General features: G+C 53.6%; 23 protein-coding genes and 4 tRNA genes. 18 read left to right on the top strand and 9 right to left on the bottom strand.

Features of this window, described 5'->3' with window-relative positions:
* Positions 1–179: 179 nt before the first annotated feature.
* The 6 genes from LG301_RS05285 to uvrY form a co-directional block, all read right to left on the bottom strand.
* Positions 180–266, bottom strand: a tRNA-Leu gene (locus LG301_RS05285).
* 37 nt (positions 267–303) lie between these two features.
* Positions 304–377 (bottom strand) — tRNA-Cys (locus LG301_RS05290).
* Positions 378–463: 86 nt separating this feature from the next.
* Positions 464–538, bottom strand: a tRNA-Gly gene (locus LG301_RS05295).
* An 85-nt stretch (positions 539–623) separates the two neighbouring features.
* A complete protein-coding gene (gene pgsA, locus LG301_RS05300; RefSeq protein ID WP_263065317.1) occupies positions 624–1172 on the bottom strand; it encodes a CDP-diacylglycerol--glycerol-3-phosphate 3-phosphatidyltransferase in 549 nt (182 codons plus the stop codon).
* Between the two features lie 100 nt (positions 1173–1272).
* Complete coding sequence (uvrC, locus tag LG301_RS05305) at positions 1273–3087, bottom strand: excinuclease ABC subunit UvrC (protein ID WP_404474051.1); 1815 nt, start codon at positions 3085–3087, stop codon at positions 1273–1275.
* A 46-nt stretch (positions 3088–3133) separates the two neighbouring features.
* Positions 3134–3784, bottom strand: a complete 651-nt coding sequence (gene uvrY / locus LG301_RS05310) for a UvrY/SirA/GacA family response regulator transcription factor (protein ID WP_263065314.1) — start codon at positions 3782–3784, stop codon at positions 3134–3136.
* A 173-nt stretch (positions 3785–3957) separates the two neighbouring features.
* Between uvrY and LG301_RS05315 the strand changes: the two genes are divergently transcribed.
* A tRNA-Ala gene (locus LG301_RS05315) sits at positions 3958–4033 on the top strand.
* Positions 4034–4191: 158 nt separating this feature from the next.
* Here the strand turns inward: LG301_RS05315 and argF are convergent.
* Positions 4192–5112: an ornithine carbamoyltransferase gene (gene argF / locus LG301_RS05320; RefSeq protein WP_404474053.1), complete on the bottom strand. Its 921-nt coding sequence runs from the start codon at positions 5110–5112 to the stop codon at positions 4192–4194.
* 220 nt (positions 5113–5332) lie between these two features.
* On the opposite strand from argF, the gene grxD reads away from it, so the two are divergent.
* From grxD to LG301_RS05360, 8 genes are all read left to right on the top strand, one after another.
* A complete protein-coding gene (gene grxD, locus LG301_RS05325; RefSeq protein ID WP_404474055.1) occupies positions 5333–5683 on the top strand; it encodes a Grx4 family monothiol glutaredoxin in 351 nt (116 codons plus the stop codon).
* Positions 5684–5791: 108 nt separating this feature from the next.
* The gene (dnaX, locus tag LG301_RS05330; protein ID WP_404474056.1) at positions 5792–7633 is read left to right on the top strand and encodes a DNA polymerase III subunit gamma/tau; all 1842 of its coding nucleotides are present in this window, start codon (positions 5792–5794) and stop codon (positions 7631–7633) included.
* Between the two features lie 52 nt (positions 7634–7685).
* Complete coding sequence (locus LG301_RS05335) at positions 7686–8012, top strand: YbaB/EbfC family nucleoid-associated protein (RefSeq protein ID WP_404474058.1); 327 nt, start codon at positions 7686–7688, stop codon at positions 8010–8012.
* Between the two features lie 3 nt (positions 8013–8015).
* A complete protein-coding gene (gene recR / locus LG301_RS05340) occupies positions 8016–8621 on the top strand; it encodes a recombination mediator RecR (protein WP_404474060.1) in 606 nt (201 codons plus the stop codon).
* A 53-nt stretch (positions 8622–8674) separates the two neighbouring features.
* Positions 8675–9808, top strand: coding sequence for a ribonuclease D (gene rnd, locus LG301_RS05345; RefSeq protein ID WP_404474062.1), 1134 nt, complete (start codon positions 8675–8677; stop codon positions 9806–9808).
* A complete protein-coding gene (locus LG301_RS05350) occupies positions 9805–10098 on the top strand; it encodes a YcgL domain-containing protein (RefSeq protein ID WP_404474064.1) in 294 nt (97 codons plus the stop codon). The genes rnd and LG301_RS05350 overlap by 4 nt, the downstream gene beginning before the upstream one ends.
* Positions 10095–10673, top strand: a complete 579-nt coding sequence (locus LG301_RS05355; RefSeq protein WP_404474066.1) for an ACP phosphodiesterase — start codon at positions 10095–10097, stop codon at positions 10671–10673. The genes LG301_RS05350 and LG301_RS05355 overlap by 4 nt, the downstream gene beginning before the upstream one ends.
* 30 nt (positions 10674–10703) lie before the next feature.
* Positions 10704–11159: a YcgN family cysteine cluster protein gene (locus LG301_RS05360; RefSeq protein ID WP_404474068.1), complete on the top strand. Its 456-nt coding sequence runs from the start codon at positions 10704–10706 to the stop codon at positions 11157–11159.
* Between the two features lie 55 nt (positions 11160–11214).
* On the opposite strand, the gene LG301_RS05365 is transcribed toward LG301_RS05360, so the two are convergent.
* Entirely contained in the window at positions 11215–11373 is a 159-nt protein-coding gene (locus LG301_RS05365; protein WP_404474070.1) for a hypothetical protein, read from the bottom strand.
* A 190-nt stretch (positions 11374–11563) separates the two neighbouring features.
* Positions 11564–13657 (bottom strand): S9 family peptidase, encoded by a 2094-nt coding sequence (locus LG301_RS05370; protein ID WP_404474072.1) that lies wholly within the window; start codon positions 13655–13657, stop codon positions 11564–11566.
* 62 nt (positions 13658–13719) lie between these two features.
* Here LG301_RS05370 and LG301_RS05375 point away from each other — a divergent pair, with 62 nt between their 5' ends.
* The 9 genes from LG301_RS05375 (at position 13720) to LG301_RS05415 (ending at position 25098) form a co-directional block, all read left to right on the top strand.
* Entirely contained in the window at positions 13720–14139 is a 420-nt protein-coding gene (locus LG301_RS05375) for a hypothetical protein (RefSeq protein WP_404474074.1), read from the top strand.
* A 27-nt stretch (positions 14140–14166) separates the two neighbouring features.
* Positions 14167–14946, top strand: a complete 780-nt coding sequence (locus LG301_RS05380; protein ID WP_404474076.1) for a class II glutamine amidotransferase — start codon at positions 14167–14169, stop codon at positions 14944–14946.
* A gap of 201 nt (positions 14947–15147) precedes the next feature.
* Positions 15148–16824 (top strand): AMP-binding protein, encoded by a 1677-nt coding sequence (locus tag LG301_RS05385; RefSeq protein ID WP_404474078.1) that lies wholly within the window; start codon positions 15148–15150, stop codon positions 16822–16824.
* Positions 16825–16941: 117 nt separating this feature from the next.
* Positions 16942–17145, top strand: a complete 204-nt coding sequence (locus LG301_RS05390) for a 4-oxalocrotonate tautomerase family protein (RefSeq protein ID WP_404474080.1) — start codon at positions 16942–16944, stop codon at positions 17143–17145.
* Positions 17146–17236: 91 nt separating this feature from the next.
* Positions 17237–21265, top strand: a complete 4029-nt coding sequence (gene hrpA, locus LG301_RS05395) for an ATP-dependent RNA helicase HrpA (protein WP_404475181.1) — start codon at positions 17237–17239, stop codon at positions 21263–21265.
* A 107-nt stretch (positions 21266–21372) separates the two neighbouring features.
* The gene (locus LG301_RS05400; RefSeq protein ID WP_404474082.1) at positions 21373–22494 is read left to right on the top strand and encodes a beta-ketoacyl-ACP synthase III; all 1122 of its coding nucleotides are present in this window, start codon (positions 21373–21375) and stop codon (positions 22492–22494) included.
* A 90-nt stretch (positions 22495–22584) separates the two neighbouring features.
* On the top strand, positions 22585–23391 hold the full coding sequence (locus LG301_RS05405) for a VacJ family lipoprotein (RefSeq protein WP_404474084.1): 807 nt from the start codon (positions 22585–22587) through the stop codon (positions 23389–23391).
* 8 nt (positions 23392–23399) lie between these two features.
* The gene (locus LG301_RS05410) at positions 23400–24593 is read left to right on the top strand and encodes a SpoIIE family protein phosphatase (RefSeq protein WP_404474086.1); all 1194 of its coding nucleotides are present in this window, start codon (positions 23400–23402) and stop codon (positions 24591–24593) included.
* Positions 24583–25098, top strand: coding sequence for an STAS domain-containing protein (locus tag LG301_RS05415; protein ID WP_404474088.1), 516 nt, complete (start codon positions 24583–24585; stop codon positions 25096–25098). The genes LG301_RS05410 and LG301_RS05415 overlap by 11 nt, the downstream gene beginning before the upstream one ends.
* Positions 25099–25204 lie beyond the last annotated feature (106 nt).

The following is a 25204-nucleotide window of genomic DNA, read 5'->3' on the forward strand; positions in this document are numbered from 1 at the left end:
CGCTCCTTTTTCTCACAATCAAGCGCTGTGCGGTATAAGGCAGGCATCATAGCGTGACCGTAATCGCTTGGCGATGCGTGCTGGGAAAAAATCGTTCGCTAGTCTCAGGGGAGGTGTTAGGCAAACAAAAAAGCCGCGTAGATCAAGAGATCTCGCAGCTTTAACGTTTAACTAATAAATGGTGCCCGGAGCCGGACTTGAACCGGCACGGAGTTACCTCCGAGAGATTTTAAGTCTCTTGCGTCTACCAATTTCGCCATCCGGGCAGTGTATCGTAGACGAGGTCTGCCGTTACACTGAAAATGGAGGCTGGAGTCGGAATCGAACCGGCGTACACGGAGTTGCAGTCCGCTGCATAACCACTCTGCCATCCAGCCTAACAAGTCGTTGGAGCGGGAAAGGAGATCGATCGGACTGGCGTTCCAGCTCACGACCCTCTCTTGCATTACCACGCTATCCAAGTTGGAGCGGGAAAGGAGATTCGAACTCCCGACCCTCGCCTTGGCAAGGCGATGCTCTACCACTGAGCTATTCCCGCTTGACTCGAGGGCGAATTATACGCATCAGGGCGAGCTTGTCAATCAATGAATTTATCAGCAAGCACAATCAGATACTCTCTTTTTTTACATTGAGCGACTGAGGTGTGGCCATGCAGATTTTAGGTACTGAATCATTGACCATAGGGTCAGGATAGCTGCCGCATAAAGGACAACAACACCAAATAAGGCAATCTCGTGCCCAGGCGGAAAGGCTAACAAAATAAGGATGGCCACCATTTGTAACGTGGTTTTAAGCTTACCGATCCAAGAAACGGCCACCATGCCACGTTTGCCCATTTCCGCCATCCATTCGCGTAGTGCTGATATGACGATCTCGCGGCCAATAATAACCAGCGCAGGCAGGGTTAATACCAAGGTGTCGAAGCGTTCTATGAGCAGTGCTAGTGCGACTGCCACCATGAGTTTATCGGCCACGGGGTCTAGGAAAGCGCCAAACGGCGTTGACTGGTTCCAGCGCCGGGCCAGATAGCCATCTAGCCAGTCGGTCACTGCTGCCAAGGCAAACAGTCCCGCTGCAAGGGGCATGCTCCAGCTAAACGGCAGATAAAACAGTACTACCAGTAGCGGGATGAAGACGATTCTTGCCAGAGTCAGTATGTTGGGTATATTCATCGCAGGGCGCGATCCTTGCCGGAGAGTCATGAAAGATAGAGTGCTTGCTGAGGGAGTATTCTATCCCCCTTGGCGATCAGCATCCATGTTAAGCGTCGGTTTATCCATTAAGCGCAGTGTAAATTGTTTCTGCAAGGGCAGCGTTAATACCTGGTACCCGTAGCAGTTCATCGCGACTAGCCTTTTGGACACCCTGTAAACCGCCAAAAAATCGCAGCAGCTCACGTCGGCGCTTCGGGCCAATGCCAGGAATATCTTGTAGCGTTGAGGTGCGTCGTGCTTTATCCCGCTGAGCGCGGTGCCCGGCAATGGCAAAGCGATGCGACTCGTCCCGAATGTGCTGGATCAAATGCAGCGCGGGCGAGGCTGGGTCGAGAGGCAGTGGGTTATCGGTAGTTTCTAGGAACAGCGTCTCCAGCCCCGCTTTGCGCGTTGTTCCCTTGGCAACGCCCAGCAAAATAATATTTGTTACGTCAAGGTCGGTTAGCACGCCCCGAGCCATGTTGAGCTGTCCCTTGCCGCCATCGACAATCAGCACATCGGGTGCGGTGGCTTCACCGCTTTTTACGCGTTTAAGGCGACGGGTAAGCGCTTGCTGCATGGCCGCGTAGTCATCGCCTGCTGCCACCCCCTCGATGCGGAAATGGCGGTAATCGCTTTTACGCGGCCCTTGGTGGTCGAATACTACACAGGAGGCGACCGTTGCTTCGCCGTGGCTGTGGCTAATATCGAAGCACTCAAGGCGCTCGGGAATTTTATCGAGCGCTAACGCTTTTTGCAGCGCTTCAAAGCGTTGGGTGAGCTGCGTTTTATTAGCCAGCTGCGAAGCGAGCTGCTGTTCGGCGTTGGTCATTGCCAAATGTTGCCACTGAGCGCGATGGCCACGTACTTGGCTGGCGACTCGGACGCGTTTGCCTGCTTGTAGCGATAAGGCGCTTGCGATTAGGTCACTGTCTTCAAGCGGGTGGCTGGTGATCACTTCGCTGGGCACATTGTGGGGTTGGCCAAAATAGTACTGGCTAACGACCTCGGTAAGCAGCATTTCCGGCGGTAGATCCAGGTCATTTTTAGGCATGTGGTGGCGTGCGCCGAGCAAGCGTCCATCTCGTACGCTAAGTACTGATACCCCCAGCGCGCCTGGCCGCTGGGCTAATGCAAAAATATCGGCATCGCCGCTTTCATTATCCACAAACTGGCGCTGCTGCAGCTGTCTAAGCTGCTGTATTTGATCGCGTAGGCGGGCAGCTTCTTCAAAGTTTAAGGCGTGGCTGGCTGCCTCCATGTCAGTAGTCAGTGCCTGAGTGACGTGCTCGCTTTTGCCCTCAAGGCACATAACCGCATGCTCTACGTCGCGGCGATACTCTTCCTGAGATATGTAATCTACGCAGGGTGCGCTGCAGCGCTGGATTTGGAACTGAAGGCAGGGGCGCGATCGGTGGGCAAAAACGCTATCTTCGCAGTTACGAATGCGAAAAATTTTCTGCATAAGCGCAAGGCTTTCTCTTACCGCACCGCTGCTCGGGTAGGGGCCTAAATAGCGTCCATCATCACGGCGCTGGCGAGCTCGCTTGTACTCAAGGGCAGGATAAGGATGGCGGTCGGTCACAAATACAAAGGGGTAAGACTTATCATCTCGTAACAAGATGTTATAGGGCGGCCGCAGCTCTTTGATCAGCGTCTGTTCGAGCAGCAATGCTTCGGTTTCGCTGCGCGTAACGGTAATTTGAATATCGGCAATTCTTGCCACCATTGCCTGAGTTTTGGTGTTCAGCTGGCCACGAAAATAGCTGGAAAGCCGCGCCTTTAAGCGTTTGGCTTTGCCGACGTAGAGGGTGTTGTGCTGCTCATCCAGCATTCTGTACACACCTGGAGAGGTGCTTACTGAGCTTAGAAACTGCTTGGCATCAAAAGTCATGGCTGGGTGTCGGCGCTTCAAAACGGCAGAAGCTGCGATGGTAGGGTTATCCCAGGCTGGGGTCAAAGCCCTCGACTAGCCCATGGCGCAGAGCGAGATGGGTTAGCTCAACGTCGGTGGCAACCTGCAGCTTATCAAACAGCCGATACCGGTAAGTATTAACGGTTTTGGGGCTTAAATGCAGCCTATCGGAAATGTCTTGAACGCGCTGGCAATTAACGATCATCAGCGCGATTTGTAACTCGCGGTGCGATAGCTGGCTAAACGGGTTGTTTTCATCGGTAAAGTGAGACAGCGCTAGCCGCTGTGCAATCTCTTGGCTGACATAGCGGCGCCCGTGAAAAACTTGGCGAATGGCGTCGGTCATTTCTGCGGCATCAGCACCTTTGCTCAAAAAGCCCGAAGCCCCTGCCTCTAGCATTCGCCGCAGCACGCTATCTTCCATGTGGGCAGTCAAAATAATAACTTTGATATCCACTAACGTGCGGTGAATGCGTCGTGTGGCCTCAAGCCCGCCAATACCGGGCATACGTATATCCATAAGCACAATATCGGGTTTCAGTATGCGGCACTGAGTAACGGCGTTTTCACCATCATCAACTTCACCGACGACCTTAATGTCGGCTTCTTCGTTTAGCAGGTGCGCAATACTGGTTCTCACCAGGTGGTGATCATCGGCGATTAAAACGTTGATCAAGAGGCAAACTCCTGCATGAAAATCTTCTTTGACACGGGCGCTCAGCCGGTAACTAACCCATAGAGTGCCACAGCTCCTGACAAAGGAGAATTAGAACATGATTGTCTAAGCTTTGTCTTGACGATAGGCAATTTCTCGCCTAGTATTTGCCCGCTGCTGCAACGGCAGTAAGTGGGGCCTTAGCTCAGCTGGGAGAGCGCAACACTGGCAGTGTTGAGGTCAGCGGTTCGATCCCGCTAGGCTCCACCAAGATTCATGAAAAACGCCTCGCTAATATTAGCGGGGCGTTTTTTTATGCCTATTTTTTTGTGTCTTTTATGTTTTTATACCTGCAGTATTTAGGTATCAATGATTTAACCCCCTATTACTTGGTTAAACTATCACTGCAAGTTTAAGACAGCTGGCTGTTACTCGTTAACCTTACCAAGTAGCAAGAACTCTATCAGCGCCTTTTGGGCATGCAAGCGATTGCCCGCTTCTTGCCAAACCACGGCGCGCGGGTCATCAAGCAGCGTGTGGCTAATTTCTTCACCCCGGTGGGCGGGCAAGCAGTGTAAAAACAGGACATCAGGTTTAGCCGTGTCGAGCATTGCTTCGGTGACCTGGAAGCCGGCAAAGTCAGCTTCGCGCTTGGCCTGTTCTTCTTCTTGCCCCATAGAAGCCCACACATCGGTGGTAATGAGATCGGCATCTTGGGCAGCGGCTTGTGGATCGTGAAGCAGTGTGACGCAGTCGCCAGCGGCGGCCATGATGTCAGCACGGGGCTCATACCCCTCAGGGCAGCAAATGCGCAGATGGAAACCAAACTGGCGTGCCGCGTTAATCCAGGAGTGGCACATGTTGTTGCCATCTCCCACCCATACCGCTGTGCGGCTTTGCACGCTGCCACGCAGCTCGGTCCAGGTCATCACGTCTGCTAACAGCTGGCAGGGGTGGTAGTCGTCGCTCAATGCATTGATCACCGGTACGCTGCTGGCGCTGGCGTAGGCTTCCAAGCCGGCGTGAGAGAAAGTGCGGATCATGACTGCATCGACCATCTCTGAAAGCACGCGGGCGGTGTCTTCGATCGGTTCGCCACGGCCCAGCTGGGTGTCGCGAGGAGAGAGAAAGAGCGCGTGACCGCCAAACTGCGCCATGCCCGTCTCAAATGATACGCGGGTACGCGTGGACGATTTTTCAAAAATCATCGCCAGCGTGCGGTTAGGCAGCGGCGTATAAACAGGGCCGTTGGCTTTCAAGTCGGTTTTGATTTTGATGGCACGCTGAATCAAATACGCCAACTCATCGGGTGATAAATCCAGCAGGGTAAGGAAATGGCGTGTCGCCATGGTGACTTCTCTCCGCGCAAAAACCCTATCCTAGCGATGCGGCAGGGGATGCGCAACGCGAGCAGCATGCGTAGAATAGCGTCCACAGGATATGGCTGAGTAGTTTGCTCAAGTATTGGCTGGTAATGCAATAAGAGTGACATGTGGCCGTAAGGTTAAAGCCGGTGGACGAATAGCGTAAACTGGCTTGAATCCCACTATTTAATGTTAGGAGCATATGATGAGCACGACTGCCGAAAATATTCAGCGCCAAATTAGCGAAAACCCGATTCTTATCTACATGAAAGGCTCTCCGCAGCTACCGCAGTGCGGTTTTTCTGCGCAAACTGTTCAAGCGTTGATGAGCTGTGGCGAGCGCTTTGCTTTCGTAAACGTCTTGGATAACCCGGATATTCGCGCTGAGCTACCGAAAATTGCCAACTGGCCGACGTTCCCCCAGCTATGGGTCGAAGGTGAGTTAGTGGGCGGCTGCGATATCGTCATTGAGATGCATCAAAATGGTGAACTCGAAAAATTGGTTAAAGAAGCTGCCCAGCGTGCGGGTGCTGCTGAGAGTGGCGATAGCGCATAAGGTAATACCCGTGCCAAAGGGCTGTGCGGTTGGCGGGCGTAAGCCCAGCCGCTAGAATGGTGCTTTGTCACGTATAGACAGTCAGCCCGCCAAAGGAAATTCTGCTCAATGAGCTATCAGGTTCTGGCCCGCAAATGGCGGCCGCGCACATTCCACGAGCTCGTGGGCCAGGCTCATGTCCAGCGCGCCTTGGTCAATGCTCTTGATCAAGGCCGTTTACATCATGCTTACCTATTTACAGGTACCCGAGGTGTGGGTAAAACCACGCTGGCGCGTATCTTGGCGAAATGCCTGAATTGCACTGCCAATGGCCGAGGCGATGAAGGAATCACCTCTACCCCGTGTGGTCAGTGCGATAGCTGCAAAGCGATTGACGAAGGCCGTTTTGTTGACCTGATCGAAGTCGATGCAGCGTCACGCACGAAAGTGGAAGACACACGCGAGCTGCTGGACAACGTTCAGTACGCGCCGACCCAAGGGCGCTATAAAGTGTACTTAATTGATGAAGTGCACATGCTCTCCACTAGCAGTTTTAACGCGCTGCTGAAAACGCTTGAAGAGCCACCACCCCACGTTAAGTTTTTACTGGCGACCACCGATCCGCAAAAACTCCCTGCTACGGTGCTGTCGCGATGTTTGCAGTTCACGTTGAAGCATATGCCCCCTGAGCGCGTGGTTGAGCATTTAACCTATGTGCTGGGTGAAGAGGGGGTTGCGTATGATGAGAGCGCGTTGTGGCTGTTAGGCAAGGCGGCCGAAGGCTCAATGCGTGATGCAATGAGCCTGACGGACCAAGCGATTGCCTTTGGTCAAGGCGCCGTGCGCCATGCGGATGTCGCCGCTATGCTGGGTACGCTGGATCACCGGCATGTCTTAGCGTTAGTAGAGGCTCTCGCGGATGTCGATGTGCAGCGGTTACTGGCAGAAGTTGCGCAGCTTTCAGAGCAAGGGCCTGATTTTGCGGCAGTGCTGGATGAATTAAGCGCCATTTTGCACCGTTTGGCGGTGGCGCAAATGGTGCCCGATGCGGTGGATAACAGTCACGGTGATCGCGCGCTAATTCAGCAGTTAGCGAGCCGCTTTACCGCTGAAGATATTCAGCTCTATTACCAAATTGGTATCCAGGGCCGAGGCGATATGGTGCATGCGCCTGACCTGCGTAGTGCGCTGGAAATGACGCTGCTGCGCATGTTGGCGTTTCGCCCCCAAGGGGTTCCCAAGCCGCCTCGTACGCCGTTGCCATTGCGCCCAGAGCCAGCTGAAGACGTTAGTGGGGCAGCAGCGCAGTCAGCCTCTATGGGCGAGCCAGCCGCGCCAAAAAAGCCTGAACCTGCACCGCCAGTAGCCCAGGCTAATCCGCCTGCGCCGGCCGCTGTGCAGGAGGCGCCAACGCCAGAAGCCCCCGCCGAGAAAAATGAGCAAGCCCCGCCCTGGTCGCTTGATGAAGTAGAAAACGCCGCCATGCTCTCTTCAGAGCCAGAGCCAGAGCCAGAGCCAGAGCCAGAGCCAGAGCCAGAGCCAGAGCCGCCTGCCGTTCAGGACGGTAGCCTGTTTGATCATCGACAGTGGCTAGCGCAGTTTAACGCGTTAGGGTTGGGCGGTCTTACGCGTAATTTAGCGGCGCACTGCCAAGTCGAGAGTGACGATGGCAATACCCTGGTGCTCCGGCTAGACCCGGGTCAAGCTGCTATGAAGGCGGAAGTGCATCAAAGCCGCATCGAGAAAGCGCTTAAAGCACAGGGCGTCCCTCGTCGCATAGAATTTACGGTGGCGGAACTGGCGCTTGATGTGGAAACGCCACGTCAGCAAGAAGAGCGCCTCCACCAAGAGCGTCACGCGTTGGCTGTTGATCTACTGCATCGCGACCCCAATATACAAAAGCTGCAGCAAGCTTTTGGGGCAACGCTGATAGAATCGACCGTTAAGCCAGCCTCTGACACGCGTTCCTAGTCGGCTGTTTAAAACGTTAAGCATATTTTTATACCTCTCAGGAGATAACCGCATGTTCAAAGGTGGAATGGGCAACATCATGAAGCAAGCCCAAGAGATGCAGGAAAAAATGCAGAAGGTACAAGAGGAAGTTGCTAAAGCTGAAGTGCAGGGTGAAGCGGGCGCCGGTATGGTAAAGGTCACCATGAACGGGCGCCACGACGTTAGCAACGTGACGATTGACCCTAGCGTAATGGAAGAAGACAAAGAGCTTTTGGAAGACTTGCTTGCCGCTGCGGTGAATGATGCTGTGCGTAAAGTAGAAGTCAGCTCAAAGGCAAAAATGGAAGAAGCGACGGCCGGCTTGAACCTGCCGCCCGGTTTTAAGATGCCGTTTTAACCCATGCGATTTTCTCCGCTGGTGGAACAGCTCATGGATGCGTTTCGTGTGCTGCCAGGCGTTGGGCCGAAAACGGCCCAGCGTATGGCCATGCACCTTCTAGAGCGAGAGCGTCCGGGCGGGCAGCGGTTGGCTGCGATTATTCAGCAGGCTATCGAAGAGGTGGGGTACTGTCAGCGCTGCCGAACCCTGACAGAAGCAGATATCTGTGCTCTTTGCCAAAGCCCCCGGCGTGATGATGCGCTTTTGTGCGTGGTTGAGTCACCCGCTGACCAGTTAGCTATTGAAGAAGCTGGCGGATTTCAGGGTCGCTACTTTGTCCTGCATGGTCACCTGTCTCCGCTTGACGGCATTGGGCCAGATGCCATTGGCTTAGACGTGCTTGAAGCGCGAGTTGCCGAAGGTGCTATCAGCGAAGTGGTGCTGGCGACGAATCCCACGGTTGAGGGTGAGGCAACGGCCCACTATATTGCGTCGCAGCTTGCCCACTATGGCGTTAAATTCTCTCGGCTAGCGTATGGTGTGCCCATGGGGGGCGAGCTTGAGTACGTGGATGGCGGTACTCTGAGCCGCGCATTTAATGGTCGCCAGCCCTTCGCCAGCGATTGACCCCTATAAAAAACGCAAACGCTACGGCGGTTGTGCCAATCTGGAAGTGTCTCTTGTCCTCTTTAACTACTCCTTTATATCAATGGATTGATACCGCTGAAGCGCTTGATATCGCCTGCGCACAGGTTGCCGATGAACCTGTTATCGCATTAGATACCGAGTTTTTTCGCGAAAACACGTTTTTCCCGGTGCCGGCGCTGCTCCAGTTTACTGCAGGAGAGCAGGCCTATCTGGTAGACCCGCTGACCACGCCGTGCACCAACGCGTTTCGCCAGCTCTTGCAAAACGACGCGATAAAGCTGCTGCATGCATGTAGTGAAGACTTGGAAGTGTTTCAGCACTGGGCGGGCGTATTGCCAGCGCCATTAGTTGATACGCAAGTTGCGCAGGCGTTTTTGGGTGAGAACCCGGGAATGGGTTACCAGAAACTGGTTGAGCTATGGGTGGGCGAAACCCTACCCAAAGAAGAAACGCGCTCTAATTGGTTGGTACGTCCATTAACGTCTTCTCAGTGTGAATACGCGGCCCTGGATGTCATCTATTTGCTGAAAGTGTGGAAGCTGCAGTCAGAAAAGCTTGAGCAGCTAGGGCGGCGGCCTTGGCTTGAGGAGGAGTGCGCGACGCTGATTGAGCAAGCGGGTAGAAGTGTAGAAAGCGATGGTCAGTGGTTTACCCGCCACCGTCAGCTTTGGCGTCTCTCCCCGCGTCAGCTAGAAGCCTACCGCCTTATGACGATATGGCGTGAAGGCGAAACCCGCCGCCGAGATTTGCCGCGTAACTGGCTCGTCAGCGATAAGCTGTTGTTCGCCATAGCGGAAGCGATGCCCAAAAATCGCTATGAGCTGGCGGATGTTGAGGGTGTGAAACCAACGCTGGTCAAAAAAGAGGGCGATGCGCTGCTCGCGTTACTAAAACAGGCCCACCATTGTGATGAGGATGACCTTCCAGCGCCGTGGCCAGACCCTATGCAGCCAGCGTTTAAGCGGCGTTTTAAAGCCGTGAAAAAGGTAGTTACTGATAAAGCCGACGCGTTAGGCGTGGCGCCTGAGCTGCTGCTTCGTCGTCGTGATATTGAAGCGATCGTGATGCAGCAGCTCGCCGGTGAGACGCTAACGCCCTTAAAAGGCTGGCGTGATGACTGTTTAAGCGAAGGCCTGCGCCAGGCCATTAAGGAGGCCTCTCAGTGAGCGAAAAAATTCTCTGCGAAGTGTTTAAAAGCTCGCGTAAAGAAGAGATGTATCTTTACGTTGATAAGCGTCAAGGGTTAGCCCCGGTGCCCGACGTACTGATGGAAACCTTTGGCAAGCCTATTGCAGTTTTTACGATGATCTTAACGGCGGATAAGACGCTAGCGCGTGCCAGCGCGGCAGACATCATGGCCTCGATTAACGAGAAGGGGTTTTATCTGCAAACGCCCCCAGCAAAAGAAGCCTACTTATTAGATGTTCATCGCGCCCACGTTAATCGTCAGCAATGAATTTTCTCGCCCACGCTTGGCTTGCTCGTCACGGCAGTGATGCGTTTCTGTATGGCAATCTTATTGCGGATGGCGTCAAGGGGGGCGATCTAAGCGATTGGCCAGATGCGGTGGCGAGTGGTATCCGTCATCATCGGAGGGTCGATGCCTGGGTAGACGCTCACCCTTGCGTATTAAACGCCAAGCAGAAGGCGCCGCACCCTCAGCGGCGTTATGCGGGCATTGCCCTGGATATTGTCTGGGACCATTTTTTAGCTCGGCGGCAGCTGGGTGATGACGATTACGAGGTTCTGGTGGAGCGCTGTTATCAGGTTCTTTCGGCTAGATCTGCTCCTAACCGTCTCGCGACAATGATGCCGCTATTAGTGAAGCATGATTGGCTGAGGGGCTACGCGGATTTCGACTTTACCTGCCGAGCGATAGCAGGCGTTGGTAAACGCTTATCGGGGCCCAACCGCTTGGCTGAATTAGTCCCCTGGCTTAATGAAAATTACCGCTGGTTGGAAGACGATTTTTATACGCTATGGGCAGAGTGCACAGACACGCTGGGCCATCCTGGCGCCTCAGGCAAATGATATAAACGGTTACTTAGAAAGGTACTAGCTATGCAGCCCGCCATGCGCGAACGCTTTTGGGAAAAATACGCCCTTGATGAACTCACGCCTCAAGAGTGGGAAGCCCTGTGTGATGGCTGTGGGCAGTGTTGTCTGTTAAAGCTACATGATGACGAGACGCAAGAGCTGGCCATTTTGAACGTTGCCTGCCGCTTGCTGGATATCCAAAGCTGCCAGTGTAGTGATTATGCGAACCGTTTTGACAGCGTGCCGGACTGTACTCAGTTAACTCCTGCGCTGGTTAAAGAGTTTACCTGGCTACCTCAAACCTGTGGCTATCGACGGGTTGCCGAAGGACGCAAGTTGGCTGGCTGGCACCCGTTACTCAGCAACGATGCTGAGCGGGTGCACAGAAAAGGCATTAGCGTGCGCGGTTTTGCCGTTTCTCAAGATGAAGTGCCTGAACGGCGTTTAGAGGAGCACATAATCGCTGTTCTTCCCATGTGATCCTTACATTCATCTTGACCACCCGTGTTCTAACCAATGCGCCTCGCGAACGGTTTTAAACAGCCGGTTTACGCGTCGCGCTATCCCAAATGGTCAAAAAAGTTTCTTTAACAGGAGTAGCGGACTTTTGTGCGCTGCTAGCCTTTGGTTGTTGGCGGGTAGATGCTTTTAAAGGCGCATCCCATATAGTAAGAAACTGTTCCTGGTTTTTCATACTGCTCTCCTGATGTTCACTTAGTAGATAACCTGTCTAGCAATTAGACGTTGGTATATGTCGCTAAGTGGCAGTATGGCGCAAAAAACATTTTATGGAAAGCATTTCCATAAAATTGAGTGTTGATATGCATGCTGTAAAAAAGCCCCTGAGCCTGCTACTTGCTGGCAGGGCGGGGCTTATTGCTTATTTAATCGGTCACGTTCGGAGCGAGATCTAGTGCCCAAAGAATAAAGGCATCTTGGCGGGCAGTGTCTCGCCACGCTTTGAATCGACCTGAAGCGCCGCCGTGGCCGCTACTCATATCGGTATGTAATAAAATCGGCGCTTCACCCTGTTGAGCCAGAGACACTCGGGCATAGAATTTAGCTGGCTCCCAGTAGCTCACCCGCGTGTCAAACCAGCTACCTTCGATCCACAGCGCCGGGTAGTTTTGTTGGCTGATATTGTCGATAGGCGAGTAGCTGGCAATGCGCTGCTCTACCTCCGGCTCGTCAGGATTGCCCCACTCGCTATATTCAGCGGTCGTGAGCGGCAGTTCGGGGTTTTGCATCGTTCGCAGTACGTCTAAGAAAGGCACGTCAAGAACCGCTGCGCAGAACGCGTCAGGCGCGCGATTAAGGCAAGTGCCTACTAATAATCCGCCAGCGCTGGCGCCACAGGCGACAATACGCTGAGGATCACTCAGTTTTTCCGCAACCAACAGCTCCCGCGCGGCTAGAAAATCATTAAAGCTATTCTCTTTGTGCGCCATTTTACCCTTCAGATACCAGGGTTCGCCGCGTTCGCCACCGCCGCGCACGTGGGCAACGGCAAAAGCCACGCCGCGTTCCAGAAGCTCTAGCCGGGCGATGGAAAACCAGGGATCTAGGGCTTCGCCGTAAGCGCCATAGCCGTAAAGTACGGTAGGCAGCGCTTGGTTGGCTAAATCTGCGCGTCTAACAACCGACACGGGCACCTGTTCGCCATCACCGCTGGTGGCCCACAAGCGCTGGCAAACGAGGTTTTCCGGTAAAAGGTTTCCATAGACGGCAACACGTTTTAGTAATGCGCGCTCGCCGCTTTGAAGATCAAGCGAAAACCAGCTGGGTGGCTGGGTGAATGACTCCTCCCTTAACCGTACCACCTGTGTATCAAAGTGAGGCGAGTCCTCCAGCAGCTGTGAACAGGGTGTTTCAGGTAGCGCAATATAGTCATCCACTTGCGCATGTTGATGTGCATCAAGTACTAGGCGCCTCAGCACTACCTGTGCTTCGCGATGGCTACGCTCAGCCACTATCAGACCCCAGGCAAAGGCATCGACCCCTTCTAAGGTTGCGTCATCGCGGTGGGTAATTAACGCCTGCCACGAAGCAGTGTCTTTACCGAGCTGCTCTTCAGCTAGGTAGTCGAGTTGAAAGTGGGGGCCGGTTTGATTTTGCAGCCGGTAGAACACGCCGGGGCGATGATCGATAGTGACTTCAATGCCGGGTTGGCGGGTGTGTAGATAGACAGGTGTGGCCGCAGGGCTAGCGGCGGGCAGGGCGGCGATTTCGGTGGTATCTTTGGAGCCGCTGTCGATGAGCAGCCACTCTCTAGAGCGAGTTTTGCCAATCCCGATCCAGAACTCTGGATCGCTCTCACGCATGACTAAGGTTGGTTCAGCAAGATGTTCGAGTGCCGAAAACGCTAGCCACACGCGCCAAATGGAATCTGGACGCTGGGTGTCGTCAAAGCGAGTGAACAGCAGCGTGGCGCCCAGCGCTGTTTGATCCTCTGCCCAGCAAAGGCTAGGGCCAATGTCGCTCATCAACCGTTTCGGTTCGCCGTTGGGTAGCGCCTTAAGCCATAGCGTGAAGCGCTCATCTCCTTGGGTATCTTCGGTCCAAGCGAGCCACTGCTCATTGGGCGATAGGGCCATGTCGCCCATGTCATAAAAGGGTTGGCCCGCCGCGCGTTCCCGAACATCTAAAAACAGTTCGCGCTTTAGCGGCTGGCCGTTTGGGTGGCGCCACCAGCAAGGGTAGTCATCCTCTGCACCGGTTTCGCTCCAAAACGTAAAGAAATCCAGTGCGGTTTCAAGGCTGGTAACAGCCAGCTCGCGGCGCGCTAAATGGCTTTCATAAAGCGTATTCGCCAGTGGTGCTAGCGGCGCAAACCATTCGCCATGCTGCTGGTTAGCGTCATGTAAAAACTCGGTCACTTCTGGCGCGTCACGCGCTTCTAACCAGTGCCATTGTGGGTCGTTAGCGCGATAATAGCGCGCAGCGGGTGAGCCTTGGTGAATGCCGGGCTGTGCTTTCATAAATTGACAGGTACCATAACGGGAAATCAACGTCGGGTGAGACCACCCACATGAGGGGTATTATGCTGTTTGCAAACTCAATGTCACTGATGTGGCTAAGTTATTACGGCCTTTCGTTAATAGTGCTCATAGCTGTGTACTTTGCATTGGCATGGTTGCCGCGTCTGCCGCGGTTAGTGTTGACATGGATAGTAGCCGGTGCCATGTGGATGCCAGCGCGTTTTCGTTTGCCGCTAGTAGAAGAAGGGGAGTTCTATACGGGCTGGGCCCCGGCGGCGATGGTCTCAGCGGTGGGGGTGTTAGAAGGCGGCGGCTCGGGGCTGCGTGATGGGTTGTTATGGCTCATTTTAGGCATGGCACTGGGCGCCTGCGTGGGCATAGCGCTTTGGTGGTGGCGTCGCCCACAAAATATTGATGAAGCGCCACAACCGCGTGAGGTTGAAGAAGAGCCTACTCGTCGTCGCGAGCCGGTGATTAATTAAAAATTAGCCCAGCCTAGGAGGCGATGAATGTGTGAGCTGCTGGGCATGAGTGCCAATGTACCGACCGACATCTGCTTTAGCTTTTCAGGCTTTTTACACAGGGGCGGAGGGACTGGCCCGCACCGAGATGGTTGGGGAATTGCGTTCTACGAAGAGGGTGGATACCGCGAGTTTCGTGACCCGCACCCCTCAGTAGACTCGCCGATTGCGCGATTAATTTGCGACTACCCTATTAAGTCTAACGTGGTGATCAGCCACATTCGCCAGGCGAATGTGGGGGGCGTACGTCTGGCTAATACCCATCCTTTCACGCGGGAGATGTGGGGGCGACCCTGGTGCTACGCCCATAACGGCCAGTTAACGGATTGGCAGCAGCTTCCCCTGGGCGTTTATACCCCCGTAGGTACGACCGACAGCGAACATGCTTTTTGCTGGCTTATGGGGGAGCTGCGGCGTGCTTTTCCGACGCCACCTGCCGCCGCTGAACGTGTTTGGGAGTGCTTACATACGCTCTGCGAGCAGCTTCGCGGTCTTGGTGTGTTTAACTTACTGCTGTCTGATGGTGTTTATCTTTACTGCTATTGCTCAACGAAACTTGCCCATATAACGCGCCGCGCGCCTTTTGGTGAAGCTGAGCTTTCCGATGCGGAAATTACCGTGAATTTCATTGAGCACACTACGCCTAATGATGTTGTGTCAGTCATCGCGACGGAGCCGTTGACTCAAAACGAAGCGTGGGAGCGAATGCAGCCCGGCGAGCTTTTGGTTTGGCGGGAAGGAGAAATACAGGCCCGTTACTGTCCATAAGAGTAACAATCGCTACAGTAGTAATAGCAGTTAGGAAAAGGGGGCGCTGTCGATTGAGACACACGGCTATAAGCTAAAGTTGAAACGTAAGTTTCAATCGATCGTTTTACAGCGGGGTGCTCGTCGTATATCGTTGCCCTTTTAACCTCACGACAATAACAAGGTCGGTCATATCATCGACACGGATAGCGGAGATTGCCCATGAGCGAACACGCCAACGCCCCCATTTTACGTGGCCCAGCGCTTGAAGGGTTGGATCAATATGATTCAGTCACTGATGTTTTTCACACGGCGGTAAAGCGCTTCAACGATAAGCCGGCGTTTACCTGCATGGGAAAAACGCTCACTTTTGCCGACCTTGATCGCCTTTCGGCGGACTTCGCCGCATGGTTACAGCACGAGACGGATCTCGAACCGGGTGATCGGATTGCTATCCAGCTGCCTAACGTGCTCCAGTTCCCCGTGGCGGTGTTTGGCGCCCTGCGGGCAGGGTTAGTTGTTGTAAACACCAACCCGCTTTACACCGAGCGGGAGATGGCACATCAGTTCAAGGATTCTAACGCCAAGGCCATTGTTATCCTGGCCAATATGGCAGATAAGTTGGAAAAAGTGCTCGATAAGACGGATATAAAGCACGTGCTGGTGACCCAGCTGGCGGATCTTCATGATGTGCCAAAGCGCTGGTTAATTAATGCCGTAGTGAAGCATGTTAAAAAGATGGTGCCTGCCTACTCGCTACCCAGTGCCATCGGCTTCCGTGATGCGCTGAAAAAAGGTGCCTCGTTAAGCCACACTGACGTGAGCCGCACCCAGAGTGACCTGGCCGCACTTCAGTATACCGGTGGTACCACGGGGATGCCCAAAGGGGCGATGCTCACTCACTGCAATCTCATTGCCAACATGCTTCAGGCACGGGCAGCGATTGGCGAGCATTTAACCGATGGTGAAGAGTTGGTGGTTGCACCGCTGCCGGTTTATCACATTTACACCTTTACCGTTAACTGCTTGTTCTTAATGGAAACCGGTAATCATTCACTGTTGATTACCAATCCGCGTGATTTGCCCAGCTTTGTGAAAGAGTTAAAAGGGTTACCCTTTACTGGGTTTATCGGGCTGAACACGCTATTCAATGCGTTATGTAACCGGGATGATTTTAAACAGTTAGATTTTTCCAAGCTCAAACTGACGATTTCAGGTGGCATGGCGCTGACAAAAGCGGCTGCCCAGCGTTGGGAAGAAACCACCGGCTGTCCCATTGCCGAGGGGTATGGGTTAACCGAAACGTCTCCCATTGTGAGTTTTAATCCGACCAATGCGATTCAATTAGGCACGATTGGCAAGCCTGTGGCAGGCACCTCCGTCAAAGTAGTTGATGCAGATGGCAATGACGCCGCGTTAGGCGAGCCGGGTGAACTTTGTGTGCAAGGCCCGCAGGTCATGAAAGGGTATTGGCAGCGAGAAGAAGAAACACGCAACTCGATTGATGAGGATGGCTGGTTCCATACGGGTGACATCGCGGTGCTTCAAGACGACGGCTACATTCGCATCGTTGACCGCAAGAAAGACATGATTCTTGTTTCCGGTTTCAATGTTTATCCTAACGAAGTTGAGGATGTCGTTGCTGCTCATCCCGATGTGCTTGAAGCGGCAGCGGTGGGCGTGCCTGATGAAAATGCAGGTGAAGCAATTAAGCTTTTTGTTGTCTCGAAGAATAGCCAGTTGGATGCGGAAACGCTGCGCAGCTGGTGTAAAAAAGAGCTGACGGGCTATAAAGTACCGAAGTACGTTGAGTTTCGCGATGAGCTGCCTAAAACCAACGTGGGTAAAGTGCTGCGCCGTCAGTTGCGGGATGAAGACACTAATAAAACCACGGCGTGAGCAGAGAGCGGCTGCGTATAGGCAAAGCCTTTACAGCGCGGTATGAAGCTGAAATCATGATGGCGTTATTTTTTATGAAAAATATTTCCATTATAATTTTCAGCAACGGAGACCGTTATGCCGATCATTAATATTCAGCTCATAGCAGGCCGCACTGCCGAACAGAAGGAAGCGCTGATCAAAAACGTCACCGATGCCTGTGTTGAATCTATCGACTGCACGCCCGAAAGCGTTCGTATCTTGCTTTCTGATGTAGAAGGCCAAGACTTTGGCGTCGCGGGTGAATCTGTTGCTAAGCGTCGCGCTGCTAAGCTGTCCTGAGCTGGCGCTAGCGACGGGGTAGGTGCTGCTTGCCTGAAAGCGGTACAATGGTCGGCCTGCTCAAAAGAGTAGGCCGATTTTTTTTAATGTGATGGAAACCAAGCTAAACGTGACCACCGACACGAACTCCCCCCGCACAGAAGCCCAGCAACTCAATGCACTGAACGAGGCGTTGAGTCATGTCATGCTGCGTGATGCTCAGCGTTTAGAGCGTCGTGTCGCTGGTTTAAAGCGTCGTTTACGTGACAACAAGCCTATCGACCGTGGCTTGAATGAGGTACAGCGCGAAGTAGACAAGGCCAAACAGACCTTCACATTGCGTGCCGCCCAGCCCGTTGTGTTGAACTACCCCGCAGAGCTGCCGGTGGTCGAGCGGCGAGAGGATATTTTTAACGCCATCCGCGATCACCAAGTGGTCGTAGTCGCGGGGGAGACGGGATCTGGCAAAACCACCCAGCTACCCAAAATATGCCTTGAGTTAGGGCGTGGCCGCCGAGGGCTGATTGGTCATACACAGCCTCGTCGTTTGGCTGCCCGCAGCGTGGCCACCCGTTTGGCAGAAGAGCTCAACGTGTTGCTGGGTGAGCAGGTAGGCTACCAAGTACGTTTTACGGACCAAAGCACGCCCAACACGCTGGTTAAGCTAATGACGGACGGTATTCTGTTAGCCGAAACCCAGCACGACCCGCTGCTGCTACGCTACGACACGCTGATTATTGATGAGGCCCACGAGCGCAGTCTCAATATTGACTTTCTGCTGGGTTACCTCAAGCGGCTACTGCCCCGGCGGCCGGACCTTAAAGTGATCATTACCTCGGCAACCATTGATGTTGACCGATTTGCAGCTCACTTTGGTAGCGAGACAACAAGCGCTGAGGGGCATAATAAAAAGCCCGCGCCTGTCGTCGAGGTGTCTGGGCGAACATACCCTGTCGACGTGTTTTATCGCCCGCTAGTGCGTGATGAGGAGGATGAAGAGGACCGTACGCTGCAAGAGGGCATACTGCACGCGGTACAAGAAATTGATGTTATCGAGCGTGAAAAGGGCTGGCTGCATGGCCCCCGCGATGTACTGGTATTTCTACCCGGCGAGCGGGAAATTCGTGAGACCGCCGATACGTTGCGGCGTGCTGACTTAAAAGGCACCGAAATACTGCCGCTCTATGCGCGACTCTCTAATGAGGAGCAGAACCGAGTATTCGCGCCTCATCGCGGGCGGCGTATTGTGCTCGCCACTAACGTTGCCGAAACATCGCTTACGGTGCCAGGTATTCGCTATGTCATCGACCCAGGCCTTGTGCGCATTAGCCGCTACAGCTACCGCTCAAAAATTCAGCGGCTGCCTGTAGAACCCATCAGCCAAGCCAGTGCCAATCAGCGTAAAGGGCGCTGTGGACGGGTAGCCGAGGGCGCGTGTATCCGGTTATACGATGAGGAGGATTACCTCTCACGCCCCGCGTTTACCGACCCAGAAATACAGCGCACCAATCTAGCTTCTGTCATTCTTTCCATGCTGGCGTTAAAGCTGGGCCATATTGAAGATTTCCCCTTCGTTGACCCGCCGGATAGCCGCTTCATTAAAGATGGCTTCCGACTGCTCTTTGAACTGGGCGCCGTGGACGAGCAGCAACACCTTAGCCCGCTAGGTAGAAAGCTGGCCAAATTGCCCATTGATCCGCGTTTGGCGCGAATGGTGTTGGCGGGAGCCGAGCAGGGCAGCCTTCGTGATGTACTGATTGTCGTCTCGGCGCTGGCGATTCAAGACCCGCGTGACCGCCCAGCGGACAAACGCCAGGCAGCCGATCAAGCCCACCAGCGCTGGCACGACCCTGAGTCTGATTTTGTCGCGCTGCTAAATTTATGGCACGGCATTGAAAACGCGCGCGAGGCGCTCTCAGGAAACCAGTTGCGCCGCTGGTGTCGCGATCACTACATCAACTATTTGCGGGTACGCGAGTGGCACGACACCTTTCGCCAGTTGCGTCAGCTGCTGCGTGATATGGAGATTGACGTGCCCGCGCCACCCCCTCGCAACGAAGAAGAAAGCGAGGAGCAGGCCAAGCAAGCACGCCGTAAAACCTCTGGCAAACTGCATCAGGCGCTGTTGTCAGGGCTGTTATCCAACGTAGGCACGCTGCTTGAAAATCGCGAGTACTTGGGCGCTCGCAACCGGAAATTTATGGTTCATCCGGGGTCGGGACTAGCGAAGAAAACGCCTAAATGGTTGATGGCGTTTGAGCTGATTGAAACCACTAAGCTCTTTGCGCGAACGGTCGCTAAAATCGAACCGCAGTGGATCGAGCCGCAGGCTGAGCATCTTGTAAAGCGCAGCTACAGCGAACCCCATTGGGAGATGAAGCGTGCTCAGGTGGTGGCTTTTGAGCAGGTCACGCTATTTGGCCTGCCTATTGTCGCTCGCCGCCGGGTGCATTATGGCCCCATTGCCCCTCAAGAGTCGCGGGAGCTGTTTATACGCCGCGCCCTGGTAGAAGGTGAGTTTCAAACCAAAGGTGAGTTTTTTGCCCACAACCGCGCGCTGGTTGAAGAGGTTGAAGCCCTGGAAGATCGCGCCCGTCGCCGCGATATTCTGGTAGACGAAGAGGAGCTCTTTGCGTTTTATGACGAGCGCCTGCCCGAACACATTGTTAATGGTAAAGGGTTTGAGCACTGGCGTAAGCAAGCCGAGCGTGAAGACCCAGCGCTACTTAAGTTTGATATCCAGGCGCTGAAAGCGCGCCACGCGGACGATGTGACACAAGCACACTATCCGGATCATCTGGTGTTAGCGGGTGTTGTCTATCCGCTGAGCTATCATTTTGATCCCAATGCCGAAGATGATGGCGTGACCATCACCGTTCCCGCTGCCATGTTGCCCCAGCTGCCTGTACACGCCCTTGAGTGGCTGGTGCCTGGGTTGCTGCGCGAAAAATGTATCGCGCTACTCAAGTCGCTGCCTAAAAGTATTCGTCGCCAGGTAGTGCCAATACCCGATTGGGTCGATGCAGCGCTGGAAATGCTGGTGCCCGATCAGCGCCCGCTAACCGAAGCACTGGCTGAATTTATTCGCCGTCGCTCAGGGACTCGGGTGCATCCAGATGACTGGCGGCTCGATTTACTTGAACCGCATCTCCTTATGAATATTAAAGTAGTGGATCATTCGGGGGAGCTGTTGGGGCAGGGGCGTGACCTGCGAGCGCTCGAAAAACGCTTTGAAGCCGCAGCAAGCGCCGGTGCTCAAGCACTTTCGGAGCAGGCCAGCCAAGCGCCCGCCCTGGATGGATTGCCGGATGAGCCACTGCCCGAATCCCGTGTCACCACCCAGGCAGGTATTCGGGTAGAGGCGTATCCGGCGCTAGTCGCCTATGAAAAAGATTTTAAAGTAGCTCTTTTTGATCATCCTGCAAAAGCAGAAGCAGCTCATCAAGAAGGGGTTGCTCGTTTAGCGATGGCCAAGCGCCCTGAGCAGGTCAAAGCCATTAAGCGGCTGCCGGATGTGGAAAAGTGCGCGCTGCTATTTGCTAAAGTGGGTAGCAAGCAAGCTTTGATCGATGATTTACTGCTGGCGGTGTTCACGCAGGTAGTGGCTCAGCACCCTTTGCCCCGCTCAGCAAGTGCGCTTGACGAACGGTTAAGGGCCACTGAGCCTGAACTGCTTGATCATGCCAGTGCGCTGCTGAAGGACGTTGAGTCTGCCTTAAAAGGGCACTTAGCGGTGAGTAAGATTCTTAAAGGAAAGCTTAATTTTGCGTTAGCGCTGGTCTACAGCGATGTGAGTGCGCAGATGCAGCGACTCGTTTACCCAGGCTTTATTCGGGACGCAGGCGAGTGGCTTACAGAGTACCCGCGCTATACCGAAGCGGCGCTTATTCGGCTTGAAAAAGCGGCCCGTGAACGTGGTCGTGACCAAATGATGATGCACGATGTCCAAGCGCTAGAGGCGCGTTTTGACGCGCGCCGCAAAAGTGAGCGTCGTGGCGATACAGAAGACCCTGCATTGGTCGCATTTGGCTGGTGGATTCAAGAGCTTAGGGTCTCGTTATTTGCGCAACAGCTTGGCACCAAAATACCGGTATCGGTTAAGCGCCTTGAAAAGCGCTGGGAAGAGATAATTAGCGTTTAGAGCTTCGCTGGTACAGCACGCTTTTTACGCACACAGTAATACAACTAGTAAGCTTGCGGCTATGGTCGCTGACAGCAGTGATAGCAGGCTACTTAAAGGAGAGTTGCATGACGAATGTGGTGATAACCGGTACAGGGCTATACACGCCGGAACACGCCATCGGTAATGAGGCCTTGGTTGGCGCATTTAATGCTTGGGTCGATAGTCAGAATGTGCGAAATGCCGAGGCCATTGCGCGCGGAGAGCAGTCACCACTAGCGCACTCCAGCAGCGAGTTCATTGAAAAAGCATCTGGCATTAAAAGCCGTTATGTATTGAATGCGTCCGGTATCCTTGACCCTGAGCGGATGCGGCCTAAGTTGCCTGAGCGAAAAAATGACGAGCCATCGATTCAGTGCGATATGGCCACTAAAGCGGCCCATCAAGCGTTAGAGGCTGCCCAGGTGGCACCCGGTGATATAGAGCTGGTCATTGTCGCATGCTCTAACTTAGAGCGCGCCTATCCAGCCGTTGCTGTAGAAGTTCAGCAGGTGCTGGGCACAAGCGGCTATGGCTTTGATATGAACGTCGCGTGCAGCTCGGCCACATTTGCGCTCGAAACCGCAGCCAATGCGATTGCCTCTGGCAGTGTAAAAAGAGCGTTGGTGGTTAACCCTGAAATATGCTCAGCACATTTAAACTTTACAGACCGTGACAGCCACTTTATTTTCGGCGATGCTTGTACGGCTATGGTACTGGAAAGTAGTGCTTGTGCCGTGGCTGAGCAGCGCTATGAGATACTGGGAACTCGGCTAGTGACGAAGTTTTCCAATGCTATCCGCAACAATGCCGGTTTCTTGAATCGTGTTACGGATAGCGATCCACACGCACTTGATAAGCTGTTTGTGCAAGAAGGACGACGAGTATTTAGAGAAGTCTGCCCGATGGTGGCACAGCTCATTACGGATCATTTGGCGTCGTTAGAGCTGGCGGGTAGTGACCTAACGCGTATGTGGTTACATCAGGCTAATCGCCATATGAATGACCTTATCGCGCGAAAAGTGTTAGGGCGAGATCCCAGCGAAGAGCAAGCGCCGATCATTTTAGATCGCTATGCAAATACTAGCTCGGCAGGCTCGATTATTGCTTTCCACCTTCATCGCGATAACTTTGCATCCGGTGACATTGGCGTTATTTGCTCTTTTGGTGCAGGCTACAGCGCCGGTAGTGTGGTAATTCGTCGTCAGTAAACGCCAATCAATAGGCGCATGCTTCTATTCGTCAGAAGCATCAAAAGGCGGTCATTAAAGAGGCGTTAAAACGTTGAGAGAGGAACTATCATGCTGAGGTTGTTAGCCAAGCAAGCGTCTGCAAGCCGCATGCGCCAAGGAGTGTTGCCTATATTGCTGCTAGCCACGCTAAGCATGGGGGGCTGTGCAAGTACCAGCGTCAACACCGCAGAAGCAGAAGAGGCTCACCCTGAAGACCCTTGGGAGGGCTTTAACCGCCGTGTCTTTGCCTTCAACGACGTGCTAGATCGCTATGCGCTTAAGCCGGTAGCGAAAGGTTACCGCAGTGTGACCCCAGAGCCGGTACAAATCGGAGTGGGTAATTTCTTCTCCAACTTAGGGGAGGTGCGTACCGCTATTAACAGTCTTTTGCAGGGCAAGCCGGCTAATGCAGGCTTAGCGACCTCACGGTTTTTGATTAACTCAACCGTCGGAGTGGGAGGGTTGTTAGATTATGCCACGCATATGCAAATTACCGCCGATGAAGAAGACTTTGGTCAAACGCTAGCTGTCTGGGGATGGGGTGAGTCTCGCTATCTGATATTACCGCTGTTAGGGCCTAGTACACTGCGGGATACCACTGGCTTCCCACTCGATATTGCAGCTCACCCGATTACCTATATGGATGACCACCAGCTGCGCGCTGGCTTGGCGGCGCTGGATGTTATCCACTTGCGCGCCGGTCTATTAGACCAAGAATCGCTGATTAGCGGAGACCGCTATCGGTTTATCCGTGATGCGTATTTGCAGCGCCGTCAATTCCTGGTGAATGATGGTGAGCTGGGCGATGATCCTTTCGCCATGGATGATTTTGAATTCGACGCGACAGATTTTGGTGACGACGATTTCGCCGATTGAGGCCTAGCATGGATCATACCAAGCAGTTGATCGCGGTAATTGATGAGCCGGGGCCTGAACGCAATGCACTGGCACAAGCGATTACCTGTGATGGAATGTCGGTGTTTGCAGCAGAAAATATCGAGCAATTACCCGCAGAGACGGCACTGATCGTGGCACACGCACGTGCGGTGCCGCGCCAGCAGTGGTCGCAACTTACGTTATGTTTGCCGACCCTGGTGGTAAGCGACACCCGACAAGATGCTGATCTGATCAAAGCGATTGATGTAGGGTTAGTGGACTATATTGTTCATCCGCTGCGGCATGCCGAGCTGCTTCGTCGCATGATTCGTAAAGCCATAGAACTGCACCAGCTTGCACTAGAGCGGGATCGTGACCGAGTACGATTAGCAGAGCTTAACGAGAGCTTAGAGACGCATTTGGCCTTACTCCGTATGGACCAGCAGAGCGGCGGTCATATTCAGCGACGCCTTTTGCCCGTGCGCCCCAAAGTTATTAATGGGGTCTATTACGACTACTGGTTTGCTCCCTCACTCTATTTGTCAGGCGATTTTCTTGATTACCAGCGCTATAACGAACGTTATAGCGCCTTCTATTTTGCCGATGTGTCTGGGCACGGAGCGTCGTCTGCGTTTGTTACCGTATTGCTAAAGTATCTCTGTAATCGTTGGCTTAGCGAGTGGGACGGTCAGCAGCCCGAGCAATTGGCGCCTAACTGGCTAGCCGCCTTGAACCGGGAGCTGCAGGATACCGATATCGGTAAACACGCGACCTTATTTGTGGGGGTTATTGACCATGAGGCCAAGACTCTGCACTATTCGCTCGGAGCACAGCTGCCGATGCCGTTACTGGTAACAGAAAATTCTCTAGTGCGATTAACCGGGGAGGGAATGCCGGTAGGTCTTTTCCCTGATGTGGAGTATCCTGCACTCAGCTGTGCGTTACCCTCTGAGTTTCAGCTATGGCTATGTTCAGATGGGGTATTGGAATGCCTGCCGGGTAAAACGCTCGACACGCGGCTCAAGGAACTCGAGCAACTAGTAAGCGAAAGTGTCACGCTTGAGCAGTTGCGCGACCGGCTAGCCCAGACGAATGCCCTTCTGTTAGCAGGAGATGCAGACGATGAGGCGAACCAAGACCGCGATGCTTTGCCCGATGATCTAACAATCATGATGGTGAGCGGATTTGGTCATGCTGATTGAAGAAGGCCGTATTAAGGCGGCGTTCGACTCCGGTGTTTTTGTGTTAAAACTGTGTGGTGATGTGCGCTTAACGCTATGTGCGACGCTTGATACTCAAGCGCAACGTCTTGCTGAAACGCCAGGATTGCAGGCGGTAATGATTGACTTGCGCGAAGCCACCAACGTGGACTCCACCGCGTTAGGCTTTCTTGCTAAAGTGGCGATGGCGGTAAAAGGTCGCTTAGAGCATCCACCTACCATCATTGCTGATAATCCAGATGTTCGACAAATGCTCGATGTCATGGGGTTTGCGCGTTTTTTTACGCTGATGGAAGCGCCTTTGCAGCAGGTGTCGAAATTAACCACGCCGCTAGAAGACTTGCCTGCTGAACCAGCAGACGAGGAGGGGCTGCGTGAGCGCATTTTAGAGGCCCATCGAATTCTCATGCACATGAACGAGCATAACCGCGAACAGTTTCAACCGCTGGTGGAAATGCTTGAGGCGCAAAACTCAACGGTTCATTAAGACACTTCACGATAAGGTCGCGAAGCGTTGTGTTTTAAATACAAAAGGCTCTCTAAGGATATCCTAGAGAGCCTTTTTGGTTTTGATGTTTAGCGCGTTACCAACC

Origin of the sequence: Vreelandella venusta (assembly GCF_044809155.1) — a bacterium.
GTDB lineage: Bacteria > Pseudomonadota > Gammaproteobacteria > Pseudomonadales > Halomonadaceae > Vreelandella > Vreelandella venusta_B.

What these genes read in the sequence shown, in the direction of transcription:
- pgsA (WP_263065317.1), bottom strand. Translation starts at nt 1,172, where the DNA reads ATGAATATACCCAACATACTGACTCTGGCAAGAATCGTCTTCATCCCG.
- uvrC (WP_404474051.1), bottom strand. Translation starts at nt 3,087, where the DNA reads ATGACTTTTGATGCCAAGCAGTTTCTAAGCTCAGTAAGCACCTCTCCA.
- argF (WP_404474053.1), bottom strand. Translation starts at nt 5,112, where the DNA reads ATGGCGACACGCCATTTCCTTACCCTGCTGGATTTATCACCCGATGAG.
- grxD (WP_404474055.1), top strand. Translation starts at nt 5,333, where the DNA reads ATGAGCACGACTGCCGAAAATATTCAGCGCCAAATTAGCGAAAACCCG.
- dnaX (WP_404474056.1), top strand. Translation starts at nt 5,792, where the DNA reads ATGAGCTATCAGGTTCTGGCCCGCAAATGGCGGCCGCGCACATTCCAC.
- LG301_RS05335 (WP_404474058.1), top strand. Translation starts at nt 7,686, where the DNA reads ATGTTCAAAGGTGGAATGGGCAACATCATGAAGCAAGCCCAAGAGATG.
- recR (WP_404474060.1), top strand. Translation starts at nt 8,016, where the DNA reads ATGCGATTTTCTCCGCTGGTGGAACAGCTCATGGATGCGTTTCGTGTG.
- LG301_RS05355 (WP_404474066.1), top strand. Translation starts at nt 10,095, where the DNA reads ATGAATTTTCTCGCCCACGCTTGGCTTGCTCGTCACGGCAGTGATGCG.
- LG301_RS05360 (WP_404474068.1), top strand. Translation starts at nt 10,704, where the DNA reads ATGCAGCCCGCCATGCGCGAACGCTTTTGGGAAAAATACGCCCTTGAT.
- LG301_RS05365 (WP_404474070.1), bottom strand. Translation starts at nt 11,373, where the DNA reads ATGAAAAACCAGGAACAGTTTCTTACTATATGGGATGCGCCTTTAAAA.
- LG301_RS05370 (WP_404474072.1), bottom strand. Translation starts at nt 13,657, where the DNA reads ATGAAAGCACAGCCCGGCATTCACCAAGGCTCACCCGCTGCGCGCTAT.
- LG301_RS05375 (WP_404474074.1), top strand. Translation starts at nt 13,720, where the DNA reads ATGCTGTTTGCAAACTCAATGTCACTGATGTGGCTAAGTTATTACGGC.
- LG301_RS05380 (WP_404474076.1), top strand. Translation starts at nt 14,167, where the DNA reads ATGTGTGAGCTGCTGGGCATGAGTGCCAATGTACCGACCGACATCTGC.
- LG301_RS05385 (WP_404474078.1), top strand. Translation starts at nt 15,148, where the DNA reads ATGAGCGAACACGCCAACGCCCCCATTTTACGTGGCCCAGCGCTTGAA.
- LG301_RS05390 (WP_404474080.1), top strand. Translation starts at nt 16,942, where the DNA reads ATGCCGATCATTAATATTCAGCTCATAGCAGGCCGCACTGCCGAACAG.
- hrpA (WP_404475181.1), top strand. Translation starts at nt 17,237, where the DNA reads ATGGAAACCAAGCTAAACGTGACCACCGACACGAACTCCCCCCGCACA.
- LG301_RS05400 (WP_404474082.1), top strand. Translation starts at nt 21,373, where the DNA reads ATGACGAATGTGGTGATAACCGGTACAGGGCTATACACGCCGGAACAC.
- LG301_RS05405 (WP_404474084.1), top strand. Translation starts at nt 22,585, where the DNA reads ATGCTGAGGTTGTTAGCCAAGCAAGCGTCTGCAAGCCGCATGCGCCAA.
- LG301_RS05410 (WP_404474086.1), top strand. Translation starts at nt 23,400, where the DNA reads ATGGATCATACCAAGCAGTTGATCGCGGTAATTGATGAGCCGGGGCCT.
- LG301_RS05415 (WP_404474088.1), top strand. Translation starts at nt 24,583, where the DNA reads ATGCTGATTGAAGAAGGCCGTATTAAGGCGGCGTTCGACTCCGGTGTT.